Annotated in this window: 26 protein-coding genes, 1 pseudogene and 1 other annotated feature; of the genes and pseudogenes, 18 read left to right on the top strand and 9 right to left on the bottom strand. The window is 40.6% G+C overall.

Features of this window, described 5'->3' with window-relative positions; genetic code table 11:
• The first annotated feature begins 24 nt into the window (after window positions 1–24).
• The 3 genes from WKT00_RS09760 (at window position 25) to WKT00_RS09750 (ending at window position 3,154) form a co-directional block, all read left to right on the top strand.
• Complete coding sequence (locus tag WKT00_RS09760; RefSeq protein ID WP_101695757.1) at window positions 25–861, top strand: MetQ/NlpA family ABC transporter substrate-binding protein; 837 nt, start codon at window positions 25–27, stop codon at window positions 859–861.
• Between the two features lie 168 nt (window positions 862–1,029).
• Window positions 1,030–1,295: a binding site (T-box leader), on the top strand.
• Between the two features lie 108 nt (window positions 1,296–1,403).
• Window positions 1,404–2,627 carry a tyrosine--tRNA ligase gene (tyrS, locus tag WKT00_RS09755; protein ID WP_101695852.1) on the top strand — a complete coding sequence of 408 codons (1,224 nt, stop codon included), beginning with the start codon at window positions 1,404–1,406 and terminating at the stop codon, window positions 2,625–2,627.
• 17 nt (window positions 2,628–2,644) lie between these two features.
• Window positions 2,645–3,154, top strand: coding sequence for a flavin reductase family protein (locus WKT00_RS09750; protein WP_101695758.1), 510 nt, complete (start codon window positions 2,645–2,647; stop codon window positions 3,152–3,154).
• 64 nt (window positions 3,155–3,218) lie between these two features.
• Here the strand turns inward: WKT00_RS09750 and WKT00_RS09745 are convergent, their stop codons facing one another.
• Entirely contained in the window at window positions 3,219–4,529 is a 1,311-nt protein-coding gene (locus tag WKT00_RS09745) for an alpha-amylase family glycosyl hydrolase (RefSeq protein WP_340263378.1), read from the bottom strand.
• A gap of 177 nt (window positions 4,530–4,706) precedes the next feature.
• Here WKT00_RS09745 and WKT00_RS09740 point away from each other — a divergent pair, with 177 nt between their 5' ends.
• On the top strand, window positions 4,707–5,159 hold the full coding sequence (locus WKT00_RS09740; protein ID WP_340263376.1) for a DUF1307 domain-containing protein: 453 nt from the start codon (window positions 4,707–4,709) through the stop codon (window positions 5,157–5,159).
• 55 nt (window positions 5,160–5,214) lie between these two features.
• Here the strand turns inward: WKT00_RS09740 and WKT00_RS09735 are convergent, their stop codons facing one another.
• Window positions 5,215–6,564: an MATE family efflux transporter gene (locus WKT00_RS09735; RefSeq protein ID WP_340263374.1), complete on the bottom strand. Its 1,350-nt coding sequence runs from the start codon at window positions 6,562–6,564 to the stop codon at window positions 5,215–5,217.
• A 312-nt stretch (window positions 6,565–6,876) separates the two neighbouring features.
• Here WKT00_RS09735 and rplM point away from each other — a divergent pair, with 312 nt between their 5' ends.
• Together rplM and rpsI are read left to right on the top strand one after the other, a co-directional pair.
• A complete protein-coding gene (gene rplM / locus WKT00_RS09730) occupies window positions 6,877–7,305 on the top strand; it encodes a 50S ribosomal protein L13 (RefSeq protein WP_101695762.1) in 429 nt (142 codons plus the stop codon).
• Between the two features lie 26 nt (window positions 7,306–7,331).
• Complete coding sequence (rpsI, locus tag WKT00_RS09725) at window positions 7,332–7,724, top strand: 30S ribosomal protein S9 (RefSeq protein ID WP_101695763.1); 393 nt, start codon at window positions 7,332–7,334, stop codon at window positions 7,722–7,724.
• A 202-nt stretch (window positions 7,725–7,926) separates the two neighbouring features.
• Here the strand turns inward: rpsI and WKT00_RS09720 are convergent, their stop codons facing one another.
• Together WKT00_RS09720 and WKT00_RS09715 are read right to left on the bottom strand one after the other, a co-directional pair.
• Entirely contained in the window at window positions 7,927–9,024 is a 1,098-nt protein-coding gene (locus WKT00_RS09720) for a tyrosine-type recombinase/integrase (protein ID WP_064786825.1), read from the bottom strand.
• Between the two features lie 23 nt (window positions 9,025–9,047).
• On the bottom strand, window positions 9,048–9,659 hold the full coding sequence (locus WKT00_RS09715) for a helix-turn-helix domain-containing protein (protein WP_003022996.1): 612 nt from the start codon (window positions 9,657–9,659) through the stop codon (window positions 9,048–9,050).
• A gap of 144 nt (window positions 9,660–9,803) precedes the next feature.
• Between WKT00_RS09715 and WKT00_RS09710 the strand changes: the two genes are divergently transcribed.
• From WKT00_RS09710 to WKT00_RS09665, 10 genes and pseudogenes are all read left to right on the top strand, one after another.
• Complete coding sequence (locus tag WKT00_RS09710) at window positions 9,804–10,013, top strand: helix-turn-helix domain-containing protein (protein ID WP_117570247.1); 210 nt, start codon at window positions 9,804–9,806, stop codon at window positions 10,011–10,013.
• Window positions 10,006–10,266: a hypothetical protein gene (locus WKT00_RS09705; RefSeq protein ID WP_040351214.1), complete on the top strand. Its 261-nt coding sequence runs from the start codon at window positions 10,006–10,008 to the stop codon at window positions 10,264–10,266. The genes WKT00_RS09710 and WKT00_RS09705 overlap by 8 nt, the downstream gene beginning before the upstream one ends.
• Window positions 10,267–10,365: 99 nt before the next feature.
• On the top strand, window positions 10,366–11,043 hold the full coding sequence (locus WKT00_RS09700; RefSeq protein ID WP_117570248.1) for a CHC2 zinc finger domain-containing protein: 678 nt from the start codon (window positions 10,366–10,368) through the stop codon (window positions 11,041–11,043).
• Window positions 11,009–12,313, top strand: a complete 1,305-nt coding sequence (locus tag WKT00_RS09695; protein ID WP_120105592.1) for a DNA primase family protein — start codon at window positions 11,009–11,011, stop codon at window positions 12,311–12,313. The genes WKT00_RS09700 and WKT00_RS09695 overlap by 35 nt, the downstream gene beginning before the upstream one ends.
• A gap of 432 nt (window positions 12,314–12,745) precedes the next feature.
• Window positions 12,746–14,176 carry a MobA/MobL family protein gene (locus tag WKT00_RS09690; RefSeq protein ID WP_117570250.1) on the top strand — a complete coding sequence of 477 codons (1,431 nt, stop codon included), beginning with the start codon at window positions 12,746–12,748 and terminating at the stop codon, window positions 14,174–14,176.
• Window positions 14,177–14,193: 17 nt separating this feature from the next.
• On the top strand, window positions 14,194–14,568 hold the full coding sequence (locus WKT00_RS09685; protein ID WP_117570251.1) for a TnpV protein: 375 nt from the start codon (window positions 14,194–14,196) through the stop codon (window positions 14,566–14,568).
• A 122-nt stretch (window positions 14,569–14,690) separates the two neighbouring features.
• Window positions 14,691–15,159, top strand: a pseudogene (locus tag WKT00_RS09680) (GNAT family N-acetyltransferase).
• Between the two features lie 115 nt (window positions 15,160–15,274).
• Entirely contained in the window at window positions 15,275–15,712 is a 438-nt protein-coding gene (locus tag WKT00_RS09675) for a radical SAM mobile pair system MarR family transcriptional regulator (RefSeq protein WP_015567822.1), read from the top strand.
• On the top strand, window positions 15,709–16,398 hold the full coding sequence (locus WKT00_RS09670) for a radical SAM mobile pair protein A (RefSeq protein ID WP_055170004.1): 690 nt from the start codon (window positions 15,709–15,711) through the stop codon (window positions 16,396–16,398). The genes WKT00_RS09675 and WKT00_RS09670 overlap by 4 nt, the downstream gene beginning before the upstream one ends.
• On the top strand, window positions 16,386–17,294 hold the full coding sequence (locus tag WKT00_RS09665; protein WP_118188423.1) for a radical SAM mobile pair protein B: 909 nt from the start codon (window positions 16,386–16,388) through the stop codon (window positions 17,292–17,294). Before WKT00_RS09670 ends, WKT00_RS09665 begins: the two co-directional genes overlap by 13 nt.
• A gap of 103 nt (window positions 17,295–17,397) precedes the next feature.
• Here the strand turns inward: WKT00_RS09665 and WKT00_RS09660 are convergent, their stop codons facing one another.
• On the bottom strand, window positions 17,398–17,751 hold the full coding sequence (locus WKT00_RS09660) for a cupin domain-containing protein (protein WP_004614173.1): 354 nt from the start codon (window positions 17,749–17,751) through the stop codon (window positions 17,398–17,400).
• 142 nt (window positions 17,752–17,893) lie between these two features.
• Between WKT00_RS09660 and WKT00_RS09655 the strand changes: the two genes are divergently transcribed.
• Complete coding sequence (locus WKT00_RS09655; RefSeq protein WP_008373705.1) at window positions 17,894–18,226, top strand: winged helix-turn-helix transcriptional regulator; 333 nt, start codon at window positions 17,894–17,896, stop codon at window positions 18,224–18,226.
• A gap of 316 nt (window positions 18,227–18,542) precedes the next feature.
• Window positions 18,543–18,779: a DUF6061 family protein gene (locus WKT00_RS09650; RefSeq protein WP_117570252.1), complete on the top strand. Its 237-nt coding sequence runs from the start codon at window positions 18,543–18,545 to the stop codon at window positions 18,777–18,779.
• A gap of 118 nt (window positions 18,780–18,897) precedes the next feature.
• Here WKT00_RS09650 and WKT00_RS09645 read toward each other — a convergent pair whose 3' ends face one another.
• The 4 genes from WKT00_RS09645 to WKT00_RS09630 all read right to left on the bottom strand — a co-directional run bounded on the left by WKT00_RS09645 (window position 18,898) and on the right by WKT00_RS09630 (window position 21,052).
• Window positions 18,898–19,533 carry an HAD family hydrolase gene (locus tag WKT00_RS09645; RefSeq protein ID WP_016304801.1) on the bottom strand — a complete coding sequence of 212 codons (636 nt, stop codon included), beginning with the start codon at window positions 19,531–19,533 and terminating at the stop codon, window positions 18,898–18,900.
• Window positions 19,523–20,125 carry a sugar O-acetyltransferase gene (locus WKT00_RS09640; RefSeq protein ID WP_120105591.1) on the bottom strand — a complete coding sequence of 201 codons (603 nt, stop codon included), beginning with the start codon at window positions 20,123–20,125 and terminating at the stop codon, window positions 19,523–19,525. Before WKT00_RS09640 ends, WKT00_RS09645 begins: the two co-directional genes overlap by 11 nt.
• Before the next feature lie 11 nt (window positions 20,126–20,136).
• On the bottom strand, window positions 20,137–20,736 hold the full coding sequence (locus WKT00_RS09635; RefSeq protein ID WP_019162948.1) for an HDOD domain-containing protein: 600 nt from the start codon (window positions 20,734–20,736) through the stop codon (window positions 20,137–20,139).
• Window positions 20,737–20,812: 76 nt separating this feature from the next.
• Window positions 20,813–21,052 carry a hypothetical protein gene (locus WKT00_RS09630; RefSeq protein ID WP_016304805.1) on the bottom strand — a complete coding sequence of 80 codons (240 nt, stop codon included), beginning with the start codon at window positions 21,050–21,052 and terminating at the stop codon, window positions 20,813–20,815.
• Between the last annotated feature and the right edge of the window lie 8 nt (window positions 21,053–21,060).

The following is a 21,060-nucleotide window of genomic DNA, read 5'->3' as shown; positions in this document are numbered from 1 at the left end:
TATATTTAAAAGAGGAGAAGAATAATGAAGAAGAAACTGATTGCACTATTATGTGTGACAGCTGTCGTAATGGGGATGACCGCATGCGGTTCCGACAGCAAGGAGAACAAGGAAGAGGCAAAGGGAGAAGAGAAGAAAACGATCCGGTTGGCAGCAGGGGATCCGATGAAGGAAGAACTGATTAATGCAATTAAAGGGGACTTTGAGAAAAAAGGATATAAACTGGAAGTATCTGTCATCGAAGACCCAATTGCTTCAAACAATGCAATTGAAGAGGGAAGTTTAGAGGCAAACTTTATTCAGCATAATGCGTATATGACAAGCTACAATGAAGAGCATAAAGGGGATTTAGTAGCAGTCGGGGATGCGATTTATTATCCGTGTATGGGTGTTTATTCTAACAAGGTAAAAGATATGAAGGACCTTACAGAAGGAATGGAAATTGGAATCCCAAGAGATCCAACGAACAGATCCCGTGCGCTGCGTTTTTTGGAAGCAGAAGGTTTATTGAAATTGAAAGAAGGAGTTGAGGAGTATTCTCAGCTTGAAATAGAGGAAAATAAGCTGAATTTAAAATTAACGGAAGTAGATTCTGAATCGATCCCTACTATTTTAGATGATTTGGATGCAGGGATATGTTATCCAATTGCGATGAAAGAAGCAGGGTTTGATCCAGAGTCAGCACTGGCATTTGATCCTCCGGAGATTGGAAAAGAATATGGTATCTTGATCGCTGTAAGTGAAAAAAATAAGGATGCACAGTGGGCAAAAGATCTTCAGGAAGCAATGAGTGAAGAAAAGGCCAATGAAATCATTATGGAATATTTTGGAGAGTCAGCAGTGCACGTATCTGAATACTAAAAAGAGAAAAAGTAGGGAAGGGGGCGACTGATCCCCCTTCTTTGCTGGTTTCTATTGAAGGCAGGGGAACTTACGGCGCAGCTTTGGAAAATTCTTGCTGCTATTGGGGAAAATTTTGAAGCAGCCTTGACAAAGTGAATGGAATACGTTAGCATAACAATCAAATGGAGAAATGCAAAGAAAAGAAGAAGTAGCAATCAGAATCCTCATACAGAAAGTTGCCGGTTGATGAGAGGCGCATGAAAGAACTGAATGTGAATACATCTTGGAGCAGCACACCGAACATTTTGAACAGAAGCAGTTGTTGGGAATCAGTAGGATGTGACGTGTGGCGAGCGTTATGATGCCGGACTGTGACAGGCAGTTGCTGAGACCATGAATGTGAATTCATGGTGAATTAAGGTGGTACCGCGGAAGTTAACCCCGTCCTTATATCGCGAGATATAGGGGCGTTTTTTATTTTATATAAGGAGCATCTGAAAAATATCTGGCGAGTTATGTTAACAGAACAGGAAGTAAAAGGAGAAGGAGATAAAAGAATTATGGGAATTTATGAAGAATTACAGGCAAGAGGCTTGATTGCACAGGTGACGGATGAGGAAAGAATCCGTGAGCTGGTAAATACGGGAAAGGCAACATTTTATATTGGATTTGACCCGACAGCAGACAGTCTTCATGTAGGACATTTTATGGCGCTTTGCTTGATGAAGCGTTTGCAGGATGCGGGAAATAAACCAATTGCGTTAATTGGAGGAGGAACTGGATACATCGGAGATCCATCTGGAAGAACGGATATGCGTTCAATGATGACGCCGGATACGATTTGTCATAACTGCGAGTGCTTTAAGAAGCAGATGAGCAAATTTATTGATTTTTCGGATGATAAAGCTTTGATGGTAAATAATGCTGATTGGCTGTTAGACCTTAACTATGTGGAATTGCTTCGTGAAGTGGGAGCACATTTCTCTGTTAATCGTATGCTGACAGCGGAATGTTATAAACAGAGAATGGAAAAAGGTTTAAGTTTCCTGGAATTTAACTATATGATCATGCAGGCGTATGATTTCTATGCGTTATATCAAAAATACGGATGTAATCTGCAGTTTGGCGGAGATGATCAGTGGAGCAATATGCTGGCGGGAACAGAACTGATTCGCCGTAAGCTTGGTGAAGACGCAAGTGCAATGACCATTACACTTCTTCTGAATTCCGAAGGAAAGAAGATGGGCAAGACACAGAGCGGTGCGGTATGGCTGGATCCAAATAAAACGTCTCCATTTGAATTTTATCAGTACTGGAGAAATGTAGCAGATGCAGACGTGTTGAAATGTATTCGTATGCTGACGTTCCTGCCATTAGAAGAAATTGATAAGATGGATGCATGGGAAGGTGCGCAGCTGAATACAGCGAAAGAGATCCTTGCATTTGAATTGACCAAATTAGTCCATGGAGAAGAGGAAGCGGCAAAAGCCCAGGAAGCAGCGAGAGCATTGTTTAGCCAGGGAGCGGCAGCAGATATGCCAACGACAGAGCTTACAGAGGAAGATCTCCAGGATGGAAAAATAGACATTTTGACCATGTTGGTGAAGTCGGGCTTGGTTCCGTCAAAATCAGAAGCACGTCGTGCGGTACAGCAGGGAGGTGTTGCAGTAGATGGTGAAAAAGTAGCGGATATTTATGCTGAGTTCGCCGGAGAAGATATGAATGGTGAAGGATTGATTTTGAAAAAAGGGAAAAAGAATTTCAGAAGAATTATTATTAAATAGTGCAGGGAGGTGTCGATGTGAGATTTGAAGAAATCGCAATCGAGGAGTTAGAGTTTAATCCATTTGAGAAAATTTCAAAAGAATGGATGCTGGTTACTGCAGGAGATAAAGAAAAGAGCAATACCATGACGGCCAGTTGGGGCGGTGTGGGGATTATGTGGAGAAAAAATGTAGTTACAGCTTATATTCGCCCACAGCGCTATACCAAAGAGTTTATGGACAGCAATGACTTGTTTACTATTTCATTTCTTCCGGAAGAATATCGGAAAGCGATGAGTTTGTGCGGATCGTTTTCAGGAAGAGAAGTGGGGGATAAGTGGAAATTATCCGATCTTCATCCACATTATGTGGATGGAACTACCGGAGTCGAAGAAGCGGATATGATTTTTGTATGTAAAAAACTTTATGCACAAGAAATGAAATCCGAATGTTTCATTGATGTGGATTGTGATACCACATGCTATCCAGACAAGGATTATCATACAATGTATATTGCTGAAATTGTGAAAGTGTTGAAAAAGAACTAATCAATTGGGGACGGAGTTTTTTGAAAAAAACTCCGTCCCCAATTGATTTTCTCCCTGTCCCTAATTAATGCATTTGCAAATATTGAACACTATAAGGGGGCATTTCTAAGGTCCCTTCCATAGTTATTTCTGTTTGGGTAATCAAATCTTTTGCGGCTCCAGAGAGTTCGCCGTGATACGCAGTGTAAGGAACATCAGAGGCATTGATTGCTACAAAGATTTGTTCATTCTCTGTGCGCCGTTCAAAAATAAGCTGGTGATTTTGGATTACCACATTTCGGTAAGAACCGTCGCAAAGGGCGGCGCTGGATTTGCGGATCTGAATCAGTGTTTGAAGGAAATTGGTCAGCTCATTTGGCTTTGGCGCATCGAAGAATGGGCGAAGTGCGTAATCGTTGTCCGGCGCTTTCTCGCCTGGCTCGCCCCATTCGCTGCCATAGTAAAGGCAGGGAATTCCCGGCATGCCAAAGAGCAGACCGTAGGCAAGCGGAACGTGCGCTTTATTGGTCAAAATGCTGGCAAGGCGGGTGACATCATGGTTGTCTGCGAATGTCATCAGATGCTTTCCACGGTAAATGCACCACGGATCTGCGCCGAACTGGCGGTGCAGAGAGTGGGCGATTTCAAAGAGGTTCATAGAGTTGAAGCTGGAATATAAGCCTTTGTAACATTCGTAATTGGTGCAGGAGTGGAGCATTTTTTCATTGACGATTCGATTGTAATCGCCGAAGAGAACCTCTCCGATCAATGCGAAGTCTGGCTTTAACTGGCTGGTAAATGTTCGTAAACGCCGCATGAATTCGGGATCCAGACTATAAGCCACATCGAGGCGCAGCCCGTCAATATCGAAGGTTTCGATCCAGTACCGGACACATTCCAGCAGATAATCTACAACTGCAGGATTTTGGAGATTCAACTTTACCAGTTCAAAATGCCCTTCCCATCCTTCGTACCAAAAACCGTCATTATAACAGCTGTTTCCGTCGAAGCTTAAATGAAACCAGTCTTTATAAGGGGAGTCCCATTTCTTCTCCTGTACATCCCGAAATGCCCAAAAGCCGCGTCCCACATGGTTGAAAACACCGTCCAGCACGATGCGGATATCGTGTGCGTGAAGATCCTGGCAGACATCCCGGAAGTCCTCGTTGGTGCCAAGACGACAGTCAATGGTTTTGAAATCACGAGTATCGTATCCGTGATTGTCGGAATCGAAGACTGGATTTAGCAGGATGGAGTCAATGCCCAGCCCCTGAAGATATTCCGACCAGTCTAAGAGTTTCCGGATTCTGGGAACACAGACCCCATCGTTGTGTACGGGAGCTTTGCAGAATCCGATTGGATAAATTTGATAAAATGTACTTTGATATGCCCACATGGTAAAATCCTTTCTTTCAAAAAAACTATATATTATCATATCATTTTTGTAAGGATTCTACAAATATATAATCTGACTTTTTGTATATATTTTCAGAAATTTCGCTTTATTATTCTAAAGGGATAGTGTATAATTGATTTAATAAAAAAGACCTGAAATGAAAGGGAGGTTTACTTTATGAAAAAAGCAGCAGGGATTTTATTAGCTGGCTGTATGGTTGTGGGGCTTGCAGCATGTGGCGGAGGAAAAGAAGAGACAACGACATGTACATTGGAGCAAAATGGAGTTGTAATTGAGATGAACTTAGTCGCGAAAGGCGATAAAGTTACAAAACTGACGCAGACATCAACGATCAATGTTGAGGGTTATGCGGAGGAACAGCTTGATATGCTGGATGCAACAGTTGAAAGTGCGAAAGAAGCATACGGAGAAATTGAAGGAATTGAATATTCTGTGGAGACTTCGGATAGTGAATATGTGGAAAAGGTAGTCATTCCGACAGATAAGGATACACTGCAGGCAGTAGTGAAAGCAGGACTACTTCCGGTGGATAACGAGGATGTGACAGAATTGTCTCTGGAAGCAACGGTCAGCAGCCTGGAAGAATCTGGATGGACGGTAAAAGAATAGAAGAAGATGAATTTACTCCCCGAAGGGAAGATGCCGGGACTGGCAGGAAGTAATCCTAACAGTTCCGGCTCTTTTTTTGATAACAGAAGAACCAGGTGCAAAGAAGCACCCCTTTTACAATACTGGAAAGAGTAATGCTCCACCAAATACCATTTAGCCCAAGCGGTGTCTGAATAAGTGCCGCGGCAAGTGGAATACGGGCGGCGGTAAATATAATTCCGATAATAGAAGGAGGCATGGTGCGTCCGTACCCGGCAAAGGCTCCGGCGGTGGTAATCTCTGCGCACATGAAGAGCTGAGAGACACCGAGGATCTTCAGGTAATCAATTCCCATGGGGAGAATCTTGGCTTCTGAGATGAAGATTCGGAAAATCGGAGCCGGCAGCAGGATCAAAAGTAAAGTGCAGAAGGTTCCCCACAGAAAGACGATTCCCATGGCACAGGAATACCCCCGGTGGATCCGCTTCTGATTGTTGGCGCCGTAGTTTTGAGCTGTAAAGGAATTAACAGCGGCAGCAAATCCATCTGCGGTCATCCAGGAGATGGATTCGATTTGAGATCCCACTTTTTGAACTGCGATGGCTGCATCTCCATATCCGGATACGAATCTTGCAAGAATCATAGAGATTCCGGTAAAAATCATATTTTGGATAGAGGTAGGAAGACCAATTTTCATCATCGCTTTGAGAAGAGAAAAATCTGGACGACAAAAAAGGTTTACATAAGGAAAAACCACAGTGTCCTTTTTGGCAAAATAGTAAAACATAGCGGTAACAATGGCCTGCGCCAATACGGTGGCAATGGCAGCCCCCATAACCCCCATGACCGGAAATGGTCCGATTCCAAAAATCAATACCGGATCTAAAACAATATTGATCACAAGACCGGTGGAGGTGGCAAGGAGGGAAGCTTTACTGTTCCCGGCGGCCGTCAGAATACCGGTCAGGGTTTGGTTCAGAAAAGAGAATACGACACCGCCGCAGGTGATCATCAGATAGATTTCGGCATCTGCTATGACAGAAGGTGTATGGAGATTGAAAAAACCAATCAGCGGACGTGCGAATAATATACAGATGAGTCCGTAGAGCAGTCCACAGAACAGAGTTAACTGTAGGGCGTTGGCTGCATAGCGTCCGGCAGTGTCATATTCCTCGGCGCCCAACGTATGTCCGACCTTTACCTGTCCGCCCATTCGGCTTAAAGCGGCAAGTCCATTGGAAAGCCACATGAACATTCCGGCGGCGCCGACTGCGGCGAGCGCATTGCTGCCGATTTTTCCAATCCAGATCATATCAGTTAGGTTGTATGCCATCTGGATCAGAGAGGTGGTCATAATCGGAATGGCCAGTCGTGTCAGTGCCGGAAGCACAGGACCATGCAGAAGATCTACGTTTTTTGTTTTCATTTATATAATCCCCCAAAAAGCAAATTTACAGATATTTATTATAGCATTATATAATTAAAATAGGAAGAGACTCGAAGAAGAACGCGCCCAGAAGGCTATACGGGTGGAGAGAATCAGGGATTGGAGAAATTATTAGAGAAAATCAGAGAAAATAGTTGACAAAATATCGGAAAACGGTTGACACAAAAAGGCCGGTATAATATAATAATGCAGTATGACAATAGGAGAAACGGTAGGAAGCCAAAGCCCCGGAGTCTTACTGATTTCAATATATCTACTATGAAATGTTAATGATTCACAGGAGGGAAACCAATGAAAACTTATATGGCTAATCCAGATAAGATTGAAAGAAAATGGTATGTAGTGGATGCAGAAGGATGTACACTTGGACGTCTTGCATCAGAAGTGGCTAAAGTTTTAAGAGGAAAGAATAAACCGGAGTTTACACCACATGTTGATACAGGTGATTATGTAATCGTTGTAAATGCAGAGAAGATCAAAGTAACTGGTAAGAAGATGAACCAGAAGATCTACTACAATCACTCTGACTATGTAGGAGGAATGAGAGAGACTACATTAGCTGAGATGATGGACAAGAAGCCAGAGAAAGTTATTGAACTTGCTGTAAAGGGAATGCTTCCAAAGGGACCTTTAGGAAGAGCTATGATCAAGAAGCTTCACGTATACGCTGGACCAGAGCATGCACAGCAGGCTCAGAAGCCAGTAGAACTGAAATTTTAAGGTAAGGTTGAAAGGAGGATATTACAGTGGCTAAAGCAAAATTCTACGGAACAGGAAGAAGAAAAAAATCTATCGCAAGAGTATACTTAGTACCAGGTACAGGTAACATCACAATAAATAAGAGAAGCATTGATGAGTACTTCGGACTTGAGACATTAAAGGTTGTTGTACGTCAGCCATTGGTTGCTACAGAGACAGAAGGAAAATTCGATGTAATCGTTAACGTTAAGGGTGGCGGATACACAGGACAGGCTGGAGCAATCCGTCATGGTATCTCTAGAGCTCTTCTTGAGGCTGATGCTGATTACAGACCAGTTCTTAAGAAAGCAGGATTCTTAACACGTGACCCACGTATGAAAGAGCGTAAGAAATACGGTCTCAAAGCAGCTCGTAGAGCTCCACAGTTCTCTAAACGTTAATTTCAGTTCAGCAAGAGATAATCTTCGGAACTCGGATTTACGTTCAAATCCTTGTTTTACAAGGGTTTGTGGAGTTGTCAGATGTGGTGAAAAGCGGTGGAATTTACTCAGTTCGCAACGCATTTGCAACACGTTTGCAACAAAAATATCTAAAAAATATAGGACACTTTTCGGTGATAGACACTGGAGAGTGTCCTTTTTGTTATGCAGATTTTGTATCGGCAGTTACGCTGTCCTCATTTTCTAAGGTTTTGTTGATTGCGTCTACAAGAACCTGCATATCTAAGTGAGTATAAACTTTTTCTGTCAAAGTCATAGCACCGGAGTGCCCCACAATTTTCTTGATTGTTGTATCCTGAACACCAGCTTCCGATAACATGGAAATACACGTATGCCGGGTACAATGTGGTGTACGGTCAATTCCAATCTGTTCCACAAGAGGAGTCCAATAGCTGTCATAGTAATTGCGATAAAGAAATCTTTTGCCATCCTCTGTATGAAGAAGATATTCGCAATCAGGACAAGAATTATACCAGTCTTTATAGTAAGGCAGGAGCTTATCAGCAATCGGAACTTTTCGGATTCCGTTTTCTGTTTTGCTGTCAATTACATCAAAATACTGTTCTTCCAAATGCACATTTTCTTTCTTCAAATCAAGAAATTCGGAGATACGTGTGCCATTATAGAGCAGCATGAGGATGATCTGATAGTATTTGTCCTCTTTCATTGTCCAGACTTTTGCAACTTCTTCTTTCGTGAATTTTGTACGTGTATGCTTGTTTGGATTGCGGTCTTTGTACTGGGCGATTTCAACAAAAGTAGAATAATCTTTGTTGCAGATGTCATTCTTCAATGCAAATTCATATAACTGGTTGAACAGGATTTTGATTTTCTTCAATGTGGGAAAATTCTTTCCGCAGGTGTCAATAACCTGTTGTAAGTCTGCCAGTTTTAAATCTTTAAAAACTCGGTTGTAAAGAATGCCACATGTTTTGTAAGATGCCTTATATCCTTTGATATTGCTTTCGGATACCGTAGGAAATTTTTTCTTAGACCATTCCTCATACACTTCATCAAAAGTCATTTTGGCTGCCTTGGTATCATAAGGATTCCGATTATAATCAGCCAACATTTGCAATCCCTCTGTTTTTGTGGCGGCATATCCAATAATAATATATTCATTTACTTTCTTTTCTTTGACTGGATCAATGCGATAGCCTGTGGTTTTACGAACCATCCAAGGTTTTCTTCTTTTTCCAGATAGTTTTACTACACTTCCGTAGCCGTTCGGTAATTTCATATTCTAAAAATCCTCCTTAAAAATTAGGACTCTTTTTTACCGTACCGTTCGTTCATGATTTTTTGAAATCTTCGTATTCGTTCTTCGTTTGAGATCTCTTCTGTTTCTTTTTCAGTCAGTTTTGCATTTGCGTAATATGCAAGTGTTTTATCCTGCCACTTCTGATAAGATTCAAGACTTGTCTGATAGTCCTTGACTTCGTTTCTTTTATCCTCAAATTCTTCCAAGAATAGACAGAGATCCTGATTTAACTCCGTAGAAACATCTTTGCCATTAAAAGTAATAGCACATTCCCATCCATCATAATGTGGCGGGCGTTTGACTTCGATATTGAAGCCAAGTTCCTTTATCTTATCTAACTGAAATAAGAAATTCATAATATCAGAAAGATTTTCTAAAGGTTTTCTCTCGGCATCATACCCTATAAGATATGTGGATTCGCAGTCTAAAACTTTTGCGATTTCATTGAGCATAGCGATGGAAACTTCGATTTCTCCGCTTTCATATTTTTGGATTGTACGAAGCGATTTTCCCAACAAATTTGCAAGCTCTGTTTGGTTGATACCTTTTTCTTTTCGAGCAGTACGGATTCTAAGTCCGATTTGATTGTTATGTAACTTCTCATTACTCATCATTATTCACCTCACGCTTATCATATCATAGAAAAATGCGAATTACAAGTACATATTTATATAAAATAGTATTGACATGTGCAGAATAAGTGCATATAATAAAAATACGCATTAAAAGTGCATATTAAAAAAGAAAGGAGAAATAAAATGAAGATAAACGTATTTAGAATGCAGATTTTGATGGGAGAAAGAGGATTAACAATTAAGAAATTGGCAGAGTTAAGTGGAGTGTCAAGGCAGACGATTTCCTGCATTATATCAGGAAAGAGCTGTACACCGCAGGTGGCATATAAAATTGCTACAGCTTTAGATCAAGAACTTAGTCAGATTGTAAAGGAGGATGTGGAAAATGGATAAAAGATTATATGTAGAATTGCCGCCATTTACGGGAAGAAATGTGCCAATTACGGAAATCGCAAAAGCAATCGGAAAAGATGCTCATTACGTTCGTATCGGAATACAGCAGGGAATTTTGAAATTTGGAGTGGCAATGAAGATGGGCGATTCCAATGAATTCAGTTATTACTGTTCTGATCGTAAAGTATGGGAGGAAACTGGATATTTCAATGGAGAGGCAAAAAAGCAGGGAAAAGAAAAAGCCCTTGCGTAACACAAGGACAACTTCTCAGAGCTTTTGATAACTCTATCTCGCAAATTCAGTATATCAAAGGCTCTGAGAGAATACAACGAAAATTTTAAAGGAGTCGAATTGAATATTTTTCAAGTAGTAAAAGAAAACGTAACTGCAAGGCAGGCAGCCGAGCAGTATGGGTTGAAAGTCAATAAAAACGGGATGGTCTGTTGCCCCTTTCATGATGATAGGCATCCCAGTATGAAAGTAGACAAAGGCTTTTGCTGTTTTGCTTGTGGTGCGAAAGGGGATGTGATCACATTTGTGGCGGATTTCTTTCACCTTGCACCATTGGAAGCAGCAAAGAAACTGGCAGAAGATTTTCAGATACCTATTTTTACAGATAACGCAAAGAAAAGGAATGCCAGTAAGAAAAAAGAAAAACCGAAAAGAACATTGTACCAGACCGAAAAGAAATTTGAAGAATGGGAACGGGAAAGTATCCGCATTTTATCGGATTATCTTCATTTGCTGGAAGAATGGAAAATAAGATATGCACCAAAAACACCAGAGGAAGAATGGAAAGCAGAATTTATAGAAGCCTGTCAGCAGATAGAAAAGATAAATTACTATCTGGATTTACTAGTGTTTGGAGAGTTACAGGACAGAATTGAATTTTTATTGGATAGTGGGAAGGATGTGAAAAGAATTGAAGAACGAATGGAAGAATATAGACGAAACAACAAGGAACAGACTGGAAGAAGCATTGGATCAGAGGGAAATGAACTCCGAGCCGTACTCTCAGGAATGGTTTGAGGATGGGCAGATTGATGAGGTGGCATTTTGTGAAAATTTCCTGCAAAGAATGCCATTGAAATGTATCAACGGTATCTTTTTCAGCTATGATGGTATGTTGCCGGACAGCGAAGTGGAAAAAGAAATTTACAGAATGGTAAAACCGGTTCTTACGAAAGGGATTTCCAAGAAAGTAAAACAGCTTTTGGAGGTTCTAAAACTGGAAGCCTATTCAGAAGAACTTCCGGTGCAGATGGATCGCATCCATGTGAATAACGGGACTTATTTTCTGAATGGAGATTTCACAGAGAAGAAAGAGTTTTGCCTGAACAGATTGCCTGTAAATTATGAAATGAAAGAAGCAAAGCCGGAACGGTGGCTGAAATTTCTTTCAGAACTGTTGGAGGAAGATGATATTCCTACCTTGCAGGAATATATGGGATATTGTTTAATCCCATCCAACAAGGCACAGAAGTTATTGATTATCTTAGGAAAAGGTGGGGAGGGAAAATCCCGTATTGGTCTGGTCATGAGAAAAATTCTCGGAACGAATATGAATGTAAGCAATATTCAAAAGGTAGAGCATAACCGTTTCGCAAGGGCAGATTTGGAATATCGACTTTTGATGGTGGATGATGATATGAAACTGGAAGCATTGAAAGACACCAACTACATTAAAACCATAGTCACTTTGGAGGATAAGATGGATTTGGAAAGGAAGTCAAAGCAGAGCGTACAGGGGAATTTATATGTCAGGTTTCTTTGCTTTGGAAACGGAAGTCTGAGTGCTTTACATGACCGTTCCTATGGATTTTATCGCAGACAGATTATCCTTACGGTCAAAGATGTGCCGCCGGACAGAGTAGATGATCCCTATCTGATTGAGAAACTGCAAAGAGAAGCAGACGATATTTTCCTTTGGTGTCTGGAGGGATTGAAACGATTACTGAAAAATAAATACCGTTTTACCATCAGCGAACGTGCAAAGAAAAATCTACACGAAGCTATGGAATCCGGGAATAACATTATCGCTTTTATGCAGTCATCCGGGTATATCCGGCTGGAAGAAAATACAACAGCGACTTCCAAGAATCTTTACCAAGCATACTGCCGCTGGTGTGAGGACAATACGGAAAAGCCTATGAGTGCAAAAAGTTTTTCAGGGTACTTAAAAGAAAATGAAAAGAAATATCACATTCATTATTCTACGAATATTCCCTCAGACAATGGGAAAAATGCCAGAGGATTTCAGGGAATCCATACGCAGATACGCATAGACAACTATCGTTGATGCAGATGAGATACAGATAAAAAGAATTTTCCAAAGAAGCGTATATGCGTATATCTTTAGGAAAATCAAGGGATTACAGGTTTCTGAAAAGTGTGGAAAATACGTTTATACGCTTATACGTGTAATTTTTGAATTTATTATATTTTTTAGCAGAAGGGAGTGGTGCAGAAGTTAAAGCAACCCAGATATGGGCAAATCAAAAGGGCGGATACGCCTATAAATGAAATCGTAAGTCTGAGCAATAATCAGATTATGTAATACAAAAACAGCCCTCGGCGATTGAGAGCGAAATACACCCATTGCACAAAACTAAAGTTTTATGCTCTGTGTATTTCGCCCTGCCGGGAGCAAACCGCCGACAGGCGGATAGGTTCGTACACAGGTGCCTATGCACCTACTCACAATAAAGTCGGCGAGAGCTGGGGAAGGAGGATGCTTATAGGCAGACATTCATTTATCAGACAAAGCAAGCTGTCCAATGTGGCAGGAAGGATTGATTATATCTCCAATCCGAAACGACAGGAATATCTCTATGCGACCTATCAGACAGAAGGGGCAACACCGGAGTTTTGGAAAAATCTCGCAAGAGAAAATCAGTTGGATTTTAAGGCGAGTGGTTCAGCAGGGAAATGTATTGAAGGGCGTGAATTTATTATTGCACTTCCCGAAAGTTTTGTTCAGTACAGGGCAGATGATGTGGTAAGGCTTTTTACGGAGAGTTTTCATAAAAGATATGGTGTGGAGTGCAGTGCTGCCCTTCATCACAACAAGGCAAAGACGAATTATCATATTCATCTGGTATTCAGTGAACGAAAAATGTTAGAACAACCCGAAGTAAAGATTGCTACCCGAAATATGTTTTATGATGAGCAGGGGAAGCATAGACGCACAAAGAAAGAGGTTTTAGACGAGCAGGGCAATCTTCGGGCGGGATGCAGTATTATCCCCAAAGGGGAAGTTTATGAAAGCCATATCTTCACGAAAAAGGATGAATGGTTTAAGAATAAAGCCTTTACCAAAGAAGTCAAGGAACTGTTTACCGATACGATCAACCGATATGTAAAAGAGGAATCAGAAAAACTATCCGTATTCCAACAGGGCGGCGTATATCTGGCAACCAAGAAAATAGGAAAGAACAATCCGAAAGCAGAGGAGATAAAGGCAGACAATGCGGCAAGGCAGGAATGGAATCGGACAGTTGATGTGGCATTAGTCGAGGGCGTTCCCGAAGAAGATATTTTGAAGATCAAGCAGGAAAAAATCGCAGACAAAACGCTGCAATCTATCAGGACACACGGTTGGCTGCCGGATATGTTCCGTCAGATTATCCGAGGTGCGAAGGACTTTTTGCAGGAAGTAATTTTCAAATTTAAACTACCGCCTAAACCTGTACCAAAGATTGATTTGCAGGAATGGAAAGATATGCAGAAGCTCATGTATGAATTGCAGAGACAGTCCATGGAGATAAAACGCACACAGCAGGATATTTCTTCTTTGAAAAAGCAACTGTCACAGTTACGAGGACTATTTAAAGGCAAAGAGCGAAAATCTTTGGAGGGGAAAATTGAACTGTTAGAGGATTTGGAGAAACGTCTGCACAAGAGTTTGGAACAGATAGTAAAGCGGGAAGGCTATCCCAATGTGCAAGCCTTTCAGAAGGTTTATAATAAGGCAGAAGAATTGATTATAGAATACAACGAAGAACTAAGGGCATGGAAAAATCAGACGGAACAGAAGAAAGAGAAAACGTTAGAACAGCCGAAAAAAGCGAGTGTACTGGAAAAGCTGCACCGCTATCAGCAGGAAGGCAGACAGCAGCCGAAACGGTCAGTCAAGAAAAAATCTATGGATAGAGAACGATAAGAAAGGTGGAAACGATTATGAAGAAAACAATATTTGAAGAAATAGGCGGCACTTATATCAGACATGGGGATTATCTTATCCCCTGTCTTACCTTGCCGGAGGAAAAACAGAGGTTTGTAGGCGTATGGGGACAAAGACATTTACGCTATCTGAAAGAATATCGCAGGAGTGTATATTTGAATTTACTTACAAGTGGAAAACTGAATGATTATTTGGCTGATATAGAAGAACAGGCACAGGAACGCTTTGAAAGGGTTGTAGAGCAGATGAAACAGGCACATGGGATCACGGAACAGTTAAAGGCAGAAAATCAGATGGAATGGGTAGCGAGAATGAACAATATACAATCGTGTGCAAGGGAGATTGTGGATAAAGAAATGATTTATCAATAAGGAAAGTGATATGGTGGAAAGCAAGTCTGAAAATGGCTTGCTTTTTGGCTTTACAATGTAGGTAGTTGATGTATATAATTACGATAAAGAGATAAATTTGAATTTGTAGGAGAGAATACGATATGAATTTAACATACAAGAGAGCAACGCTTGAAGATATAGATATATTGACAGAAACAAGAATAGAGGTATTAAGAGCAGCTAATAAACTTTCTGCTGATACTGATATGAGTGAAGTTGAAAGACAATCTTATAATTATTATCAAAAAGCTCTTTGTGACAGATCTCATATTGCATATTTGGTTTTTTGATGAAAATCGTTTTGTAGGGGCTGGTGGTGTTAGTTTTTTTCAAGTAATGCCGACTTACCACAATCCAAGTGGAAACAAGGCTTATATCATGAATATGTATACTAATCCTGAATATAGAAGACTGGGAATTGCTTATAAAACATTAGATATGCTGATTAGAGATACTAAAAGCAAGGGCATTACAGCTATTTCATTAGAAGCAACTGATATGGGGCGACCATTGTATGAAAAGTATGGATTTGTAAAAATGAATGATGAAATGGAATTACCAGAGAGATAAATTACAGGTTTGGAGAATTGAAAAAACGGAATTTACCTATTAAGACATATAAACTCTTGACAATAAAGCTCCTATATAGTATGTTTTTAATAAACTACTATATAGGAGCTTTTGTATGGAAATGAATGGAGGATTTCTTGTCACCAAAATAAAACAGCTTGGAGACCGGATTTTCGAGAAGATTCTCAGCGAAAAGAATATTGATGCGTTTAATGGAGCCCAGGGACGTATTCTTTATGTGCTGTGGCAGGAGGATGGTATCTCAATCAGGTCACTCTCGACTAAATGCGGATTAGCGATAACATCTCTTACTACGATGCTGGAAAGAATGGAAAATCAAGGGCTGATAAGCCGTGTTCAGTCTAAAACGGACAAAAGGAAAACACTCCTGTTTCTGACTGAGAAAGCACATGCCTTAAAGGGCGAGTACGATTCTGTATCTGATGAGATGGGCAGTATTTACTACAAAGGTTTTTCAGAGGAAGAAATTACCCGGTTTGAGGAATGCCTCGACCGCATCAGAAAGAATCTTGAGGAGTGGCAGAAGTCATGAGTATTTGTATCAAAGATCAGATTCAGAACATGAATATCGTCATTGGCTGCACAGTGGGGTGTGCATATTGCTATGCTCGCAACAACGTGAAACGCTGGCATATGATTGATGACTTCGCTGACCCTGAATTCTTTCCGGGTAAGCTCAAGATGATGGAAAAGAAACGTCCGCAGAACTTTCTTCTTACTGGGATGAGCGATCTCTCCGGATGGAAGCCGGAATGGAGAGATGAGGTATTTGCAAAGATCCGTGAAAATCCACAGCATCAGTTCCTGTTCCTTACCAAGCGACCTGATTTGCTGGATTTTGATACCGATCTGGAAAACGCATGGTTTGGCATTACGGTGACGAGAAAAGCAGAACTGTGGCGTATCGACGCCCTTCGGAAAAACGTTAGAGCAAAACATTACCATGTTACCTTTGAGCCGTTATTCGACGATCCCGGCACAGTTGACCTTTCCGGAATCAATTGGATCGTTGTGGGCACCATGACCGGAGCTCAGAGCAGGAAGATTCATACGGAGCCGGAATGGGCATGGTCTCTGACGAACCAGGCACATAAGCTCGGCATTCCGGTGTTTATGAAGGAAGACCTTGTCCCTATCATAGGGGATGAAAATATGATTCAGGAAATGCCGGAAGAATTTAATAAAGTGTTAGAGGTACAGAAATCATGGAAGAAGTAATAAATGGAATCCTCATTCGTGAGGTGGAAACAAAGAACATCATGACTAAGTCTAGTCTGCCGGTAGGCGGTTACTCGGTCAATCCCTATGTGGGCTGTACACATGCCTGCAAGTATTGCTATGCTTCTTTTATGAAGCGCTTTACCGGGCACAAGGAGGAATGGGGCACTTTCCTTGATGTGAAGCATTGGCCGGAAATTAAAAATCCGAAGAAATATGCCGGACAGCGGGTGGTCATCGGTTCTGTGACAGATGGCTACAATCCACAGGAGGAGCAATTCGGGAATACCAGAAAACTTCTGGAGCAGCTGATCGGCAGTGACGCAGATATTCTGATCTGCACAAAGTCAGATCTTGTGGTACGGGATATTGATCTGATGAAGAAGCTTGGACGTGTAACCGTTTCATGGTCGATCAACACACTAGATGAAAATTTCAAGAACGATATGGATTCTGCTTCGAGCATTGAGCACCGTATCGCTGCTATGAAGCAGGTATATGAGGCAGGTATCCGTACAGTCTGTTTCGTATCCCCGGTATTCCCCGGTATCACGGATTTTGAAGCAATCTTTGAGCGGGTAAAGGATCAGTGCGATCTGTTCTGGCTCGAAAATCTCAATCTTCGAGGCGGTTTCAAAAAGACAATTATGGATTATATCGCCGGAAAATATCCTGATCTTGTACCACTTTACGACGAGATCTATAACAAGCATAACCGCAGCTACTTTGAAGCACTTGAAGTAAAAGCTGAGAAAATGGCTAAGAAGTATGATTGTGCCTTTGTGGATAATGAAATGCCTTATGGCAGAGTCCCGCAGGGACATCCGGTGATCGTAGATTATTTCTATCATGAGGAAATCCGTGGGACAGAGAATACCGGAAAAAGAAATCGCTAAATTCAAATTTGAAAAATTGAGAAAACGTAATATTGAACAAAAAAGAAATGCACAGTTCTTAGCTTATCGTGAACTGTGCATTTTTGTAAATAAATACTTTTAATTAGCCGATTACGGCATCCTCTGCTGTAAAATGTTCCAGAGAATTTTCTTTTACCTGAATGCAGATATAAGTAATTCCAGAAATATCGGATGCAAAAAACTGACGCTTTGCAGCAGGTGCGATTTTTAGCCAGTCTCCAGTTGAAAGGCTAATTTCTTCTCCATCAATTATGGCTTTGCCGTTACCTGAAAGAATTCCATAGATTTCTTCATTTTCTTTATGAGAATGAACAAATGGGACATTTGCTCCTGCAGGTAGTTCGTTTAAACTGATTTCTGCACCTGTTAAAGACAACTTTTCATGTAGCTCAATTCGGTTTTCCTTTCCAATAGTTGTTTTTGTGTAATTTGCCATAATAATACCTCCATAGTTAATTTGTAGTTTCTGGTTGCTTGGTATTAGTATAGTGTGAGACACATACAAAAACAAGTACGCACCTTTTTGTAACTGTACACTCAAAAATGAATGTGTTACAATAGACTCGGAGGTGAGAATTATGCGAGCAAAAGAAGAATTACCGGAATGCCCAGTTGCAACAGCAGTATCTCTTATCGGAGGAAAATGGAAACTGCTGATTTTGCGTAACTTGAAAGAGCGTCCATGGAGATTCAATGAGCTACAACGAAGTATAGATGGTATTTCACAAAAGGTTTTGACAGATAGTTTAAGACAAATGATGAGTGATGGGCTGGCATATCGCCACGATTACCATGAGCAGCCACCGAGAGTTGAATACGGCTTAACGGAACTCGGAACAAAAATGCTTCCAATTGTTAATTCACTTGCTGACTTTGGTAACTACTATAAATCAATTATTGAACAGAATTAAGGACGTTAGTATTTGAAAAGCTCGAACAATTCCAGTTGATATTCCACTTATTTTAGGAAATTTAATAACTATTATATTTGATTATCAAATTCTTCGCAAACCCTTGAAAACACTAAGTTTGTAGCAAGTGTACTTTCCCTTACTCTTTCCCTTGTGTTACATTCTCCCATTAGCTTTCATGAACCTTAATATGGGAAAAATTAAGGGAAAGAAAATTTCATAACACAGTATAACAATAACAACATGGTGAACTGATTGAAATGTTTTCGATATTTAACTCTATAACTGATTATTAAAAAAATGGAGATAAGATACGATGAGAACAATATTTGCAGAATACAATCCACACAGAAACAGCATTGATGTTTATACCAATGCCGGTTATATGCTCCGCATTGACTGTTGGGAAGCTGAGAAGAACTTAAAAACCACTCCTGAATCAGACTGCGCATTAAATACACTTGCTATTGATGAGCCACTTGAATATGCACGATTATATCTTGATGGTAATATGCAAATGTGGGTAGATGCAGAAGATTCTTTGGAATTGTAAACCACAAGTAGCCTGTATGCTTTATTTTACATACAGGCTACTTAATCAAAATCACCATAATTGATCAAGCAAGTTTTTTTAATATACCTCGGAGTCATTTTCGTTCGATCTTTCATCGCTAATAAAATTTCTCTGAAGTGATAGCAGATAACAGATTGGCAGGTTTTTCTAAAAAATAATCTGCTTTTATGTGCTTATTATGACTGCCCCATACTGCTAAAGCAAAATCAATTCCCGCATTTTCCGCACATTTACTGTCATATTTACTATCTCCGATATAAAGTACTTTCCTATGGTCTGTTTTTGATAATTCCACATATTTCAAAATCGGTGCGGCATTGGGTTTATGTTCCTGTGTATCGTCTGCACATATGATTGTTTTGAAATAATGACTGATACCAAACGGACAAAAATCATGTGTAAATTCTTCCCTTGTCTTTGATGTGACAATCCCCATTTCATAATCCAGACTTAGAAGATTTTTCAATAATTCAACGATTCCGTCAAATACTTTAATGTTATTTGTATAGTTACGCATATTTTTATCCCATAATTCTATCGCATAGGAAGTGTCTTTTATCGCAAGTTTTTTCAAAGCGTCTGTTCCTGTAATCCCTAACGCAAATCTTAGTTCAGAACATGGTATCTCTCTCCCGGACAATCCCTTTATAGTTTCCTGTAAAGAATGTAATACAGCATATTCCGTATCAATCAGAGTGCCGTCAATGTCAAAAACGATATGCTTATACTTCATGCTGCCACCTTTCCCTGTCTGTATCAAAATAACGTATCACCCTGCATGGATTTCCTACTGCAACACAATTAGACGGGATAGGGCGGGTAACTACACTTCCAGCCCCTATCACGCTGTTTTTTCCTATAGTGACTCCGGGCAGAAGAATACAGCCGCCGCCAATCCAGACATTACTTTCTATTTCTATCGGACGTGCATAGGTTCTAAAAAATGTTGTCTGACGTTCCCTCCAATCCGGCACAAACCTTTCCTGTGGTAAGACAGGGTGTGAAGATGTATAAATCTGCACATTTGACGCAATCAATACCCTGTCGCCAATTCGGATAGTTTTGTTATCCACAAAGGTACAATTCATATTGACGATCACATCATTTCCCAAAAAAATATTTTTTCCATAGTCGCAATGAAAAGGCGTGTCGATTGCCACATTTTCCCCTATTCCGCCCAACAGCTCCCGAAGAATGGAAGTGCGTTTTTCTGTATCTCCATAATCAGAAAAATAATATTTCCGTGTTAATTCCCTTGTGCGGGCAATCTGCTTTAACGTATCGCTGTCCGCTGTTTCCAAAAAATCACTGGATTCGTAATACACAATATCCCCCCTTAACGAAAACTGTTTTCCATAACGCCCGGAAGCAGGGCATAGATAGAACAGCCAATCTGATCCTCAAACCGTTCTTTAATCTCTAAAATCTTTTTCCATCTGTCTATTGTCGCTGGGTGAACGCCGTATCGCATTGTCACGTCTACAAATCTCTTTTCCAAAAGACAGAACCCCGAAGGCATAGCCAATGCGTCACATAACTGTACAAGACGGTCATAATCATCATATACCGCATTTGCAACAAATTCTTTCATAAACAGGTAATCCTCATCACTGACATCAAACTCTCCGATAGATGTGGCAATATCCTGTATCATAAATGCGTGGGATATACATATTTGTGCGGCTTTTCCCCACCCACGCTCCATACAGTAACGATAGCCGTCTATCAGATGCCTTTCCGAACTCACTCCGGCATAACGTCCAATATCGTGTAACAGCCCGAAAATATACGCCTGTTCAGAAGATAAATCTTTACAGTGTGACGCAATGTTTTTACAGGCTTCGGCTACATACCGGGAATGTTCTGCCCATGCTCCCGGATTGGATTCTGCCGCTTCCCTTAATGCCAGTTCTGCGGTCTGAATGTTCAACTCCATTTTTAACTCCTTTCAAAAGGGCGGGGCTGGAAGATAAACTGTCCAGCCCCTTTATGATGAAATATTTACAGATAAATCAGCAATCCCCGGCATAGTACGAAACAATGTTCATATAGTCCGTTGGATTCGGAACTTCTAAAACAAGCCGCAAACAGTTTTTGTTTTGGGAGTATTGCCGCCACAAACTGCCCTGTATCTTTTCTTCCCCATTGATGTTTTGTTTTTTACCATCCGGGCAGAGCATATTTACTTTGCCGGAACAGCTATTGACCGTATCTAAAAAATTTTTCATGTTCAGAATGTTCAGTTTTACCACTTTGCACT

The organism is Dorea sp. ICN-14282, from assembly GCF_037890115.1.
Taxonomy (GTDB): Bacteria; Bacillota; Clostridia; order Lachnospirales; family Lachnospiraceae; genus Dorea_B; species Dorea_B phocaeensis.
Note: the sequence above shows the minus strand (reverse complement) of the source record. Positions and strands in the feature narration are given on the sequence as shown.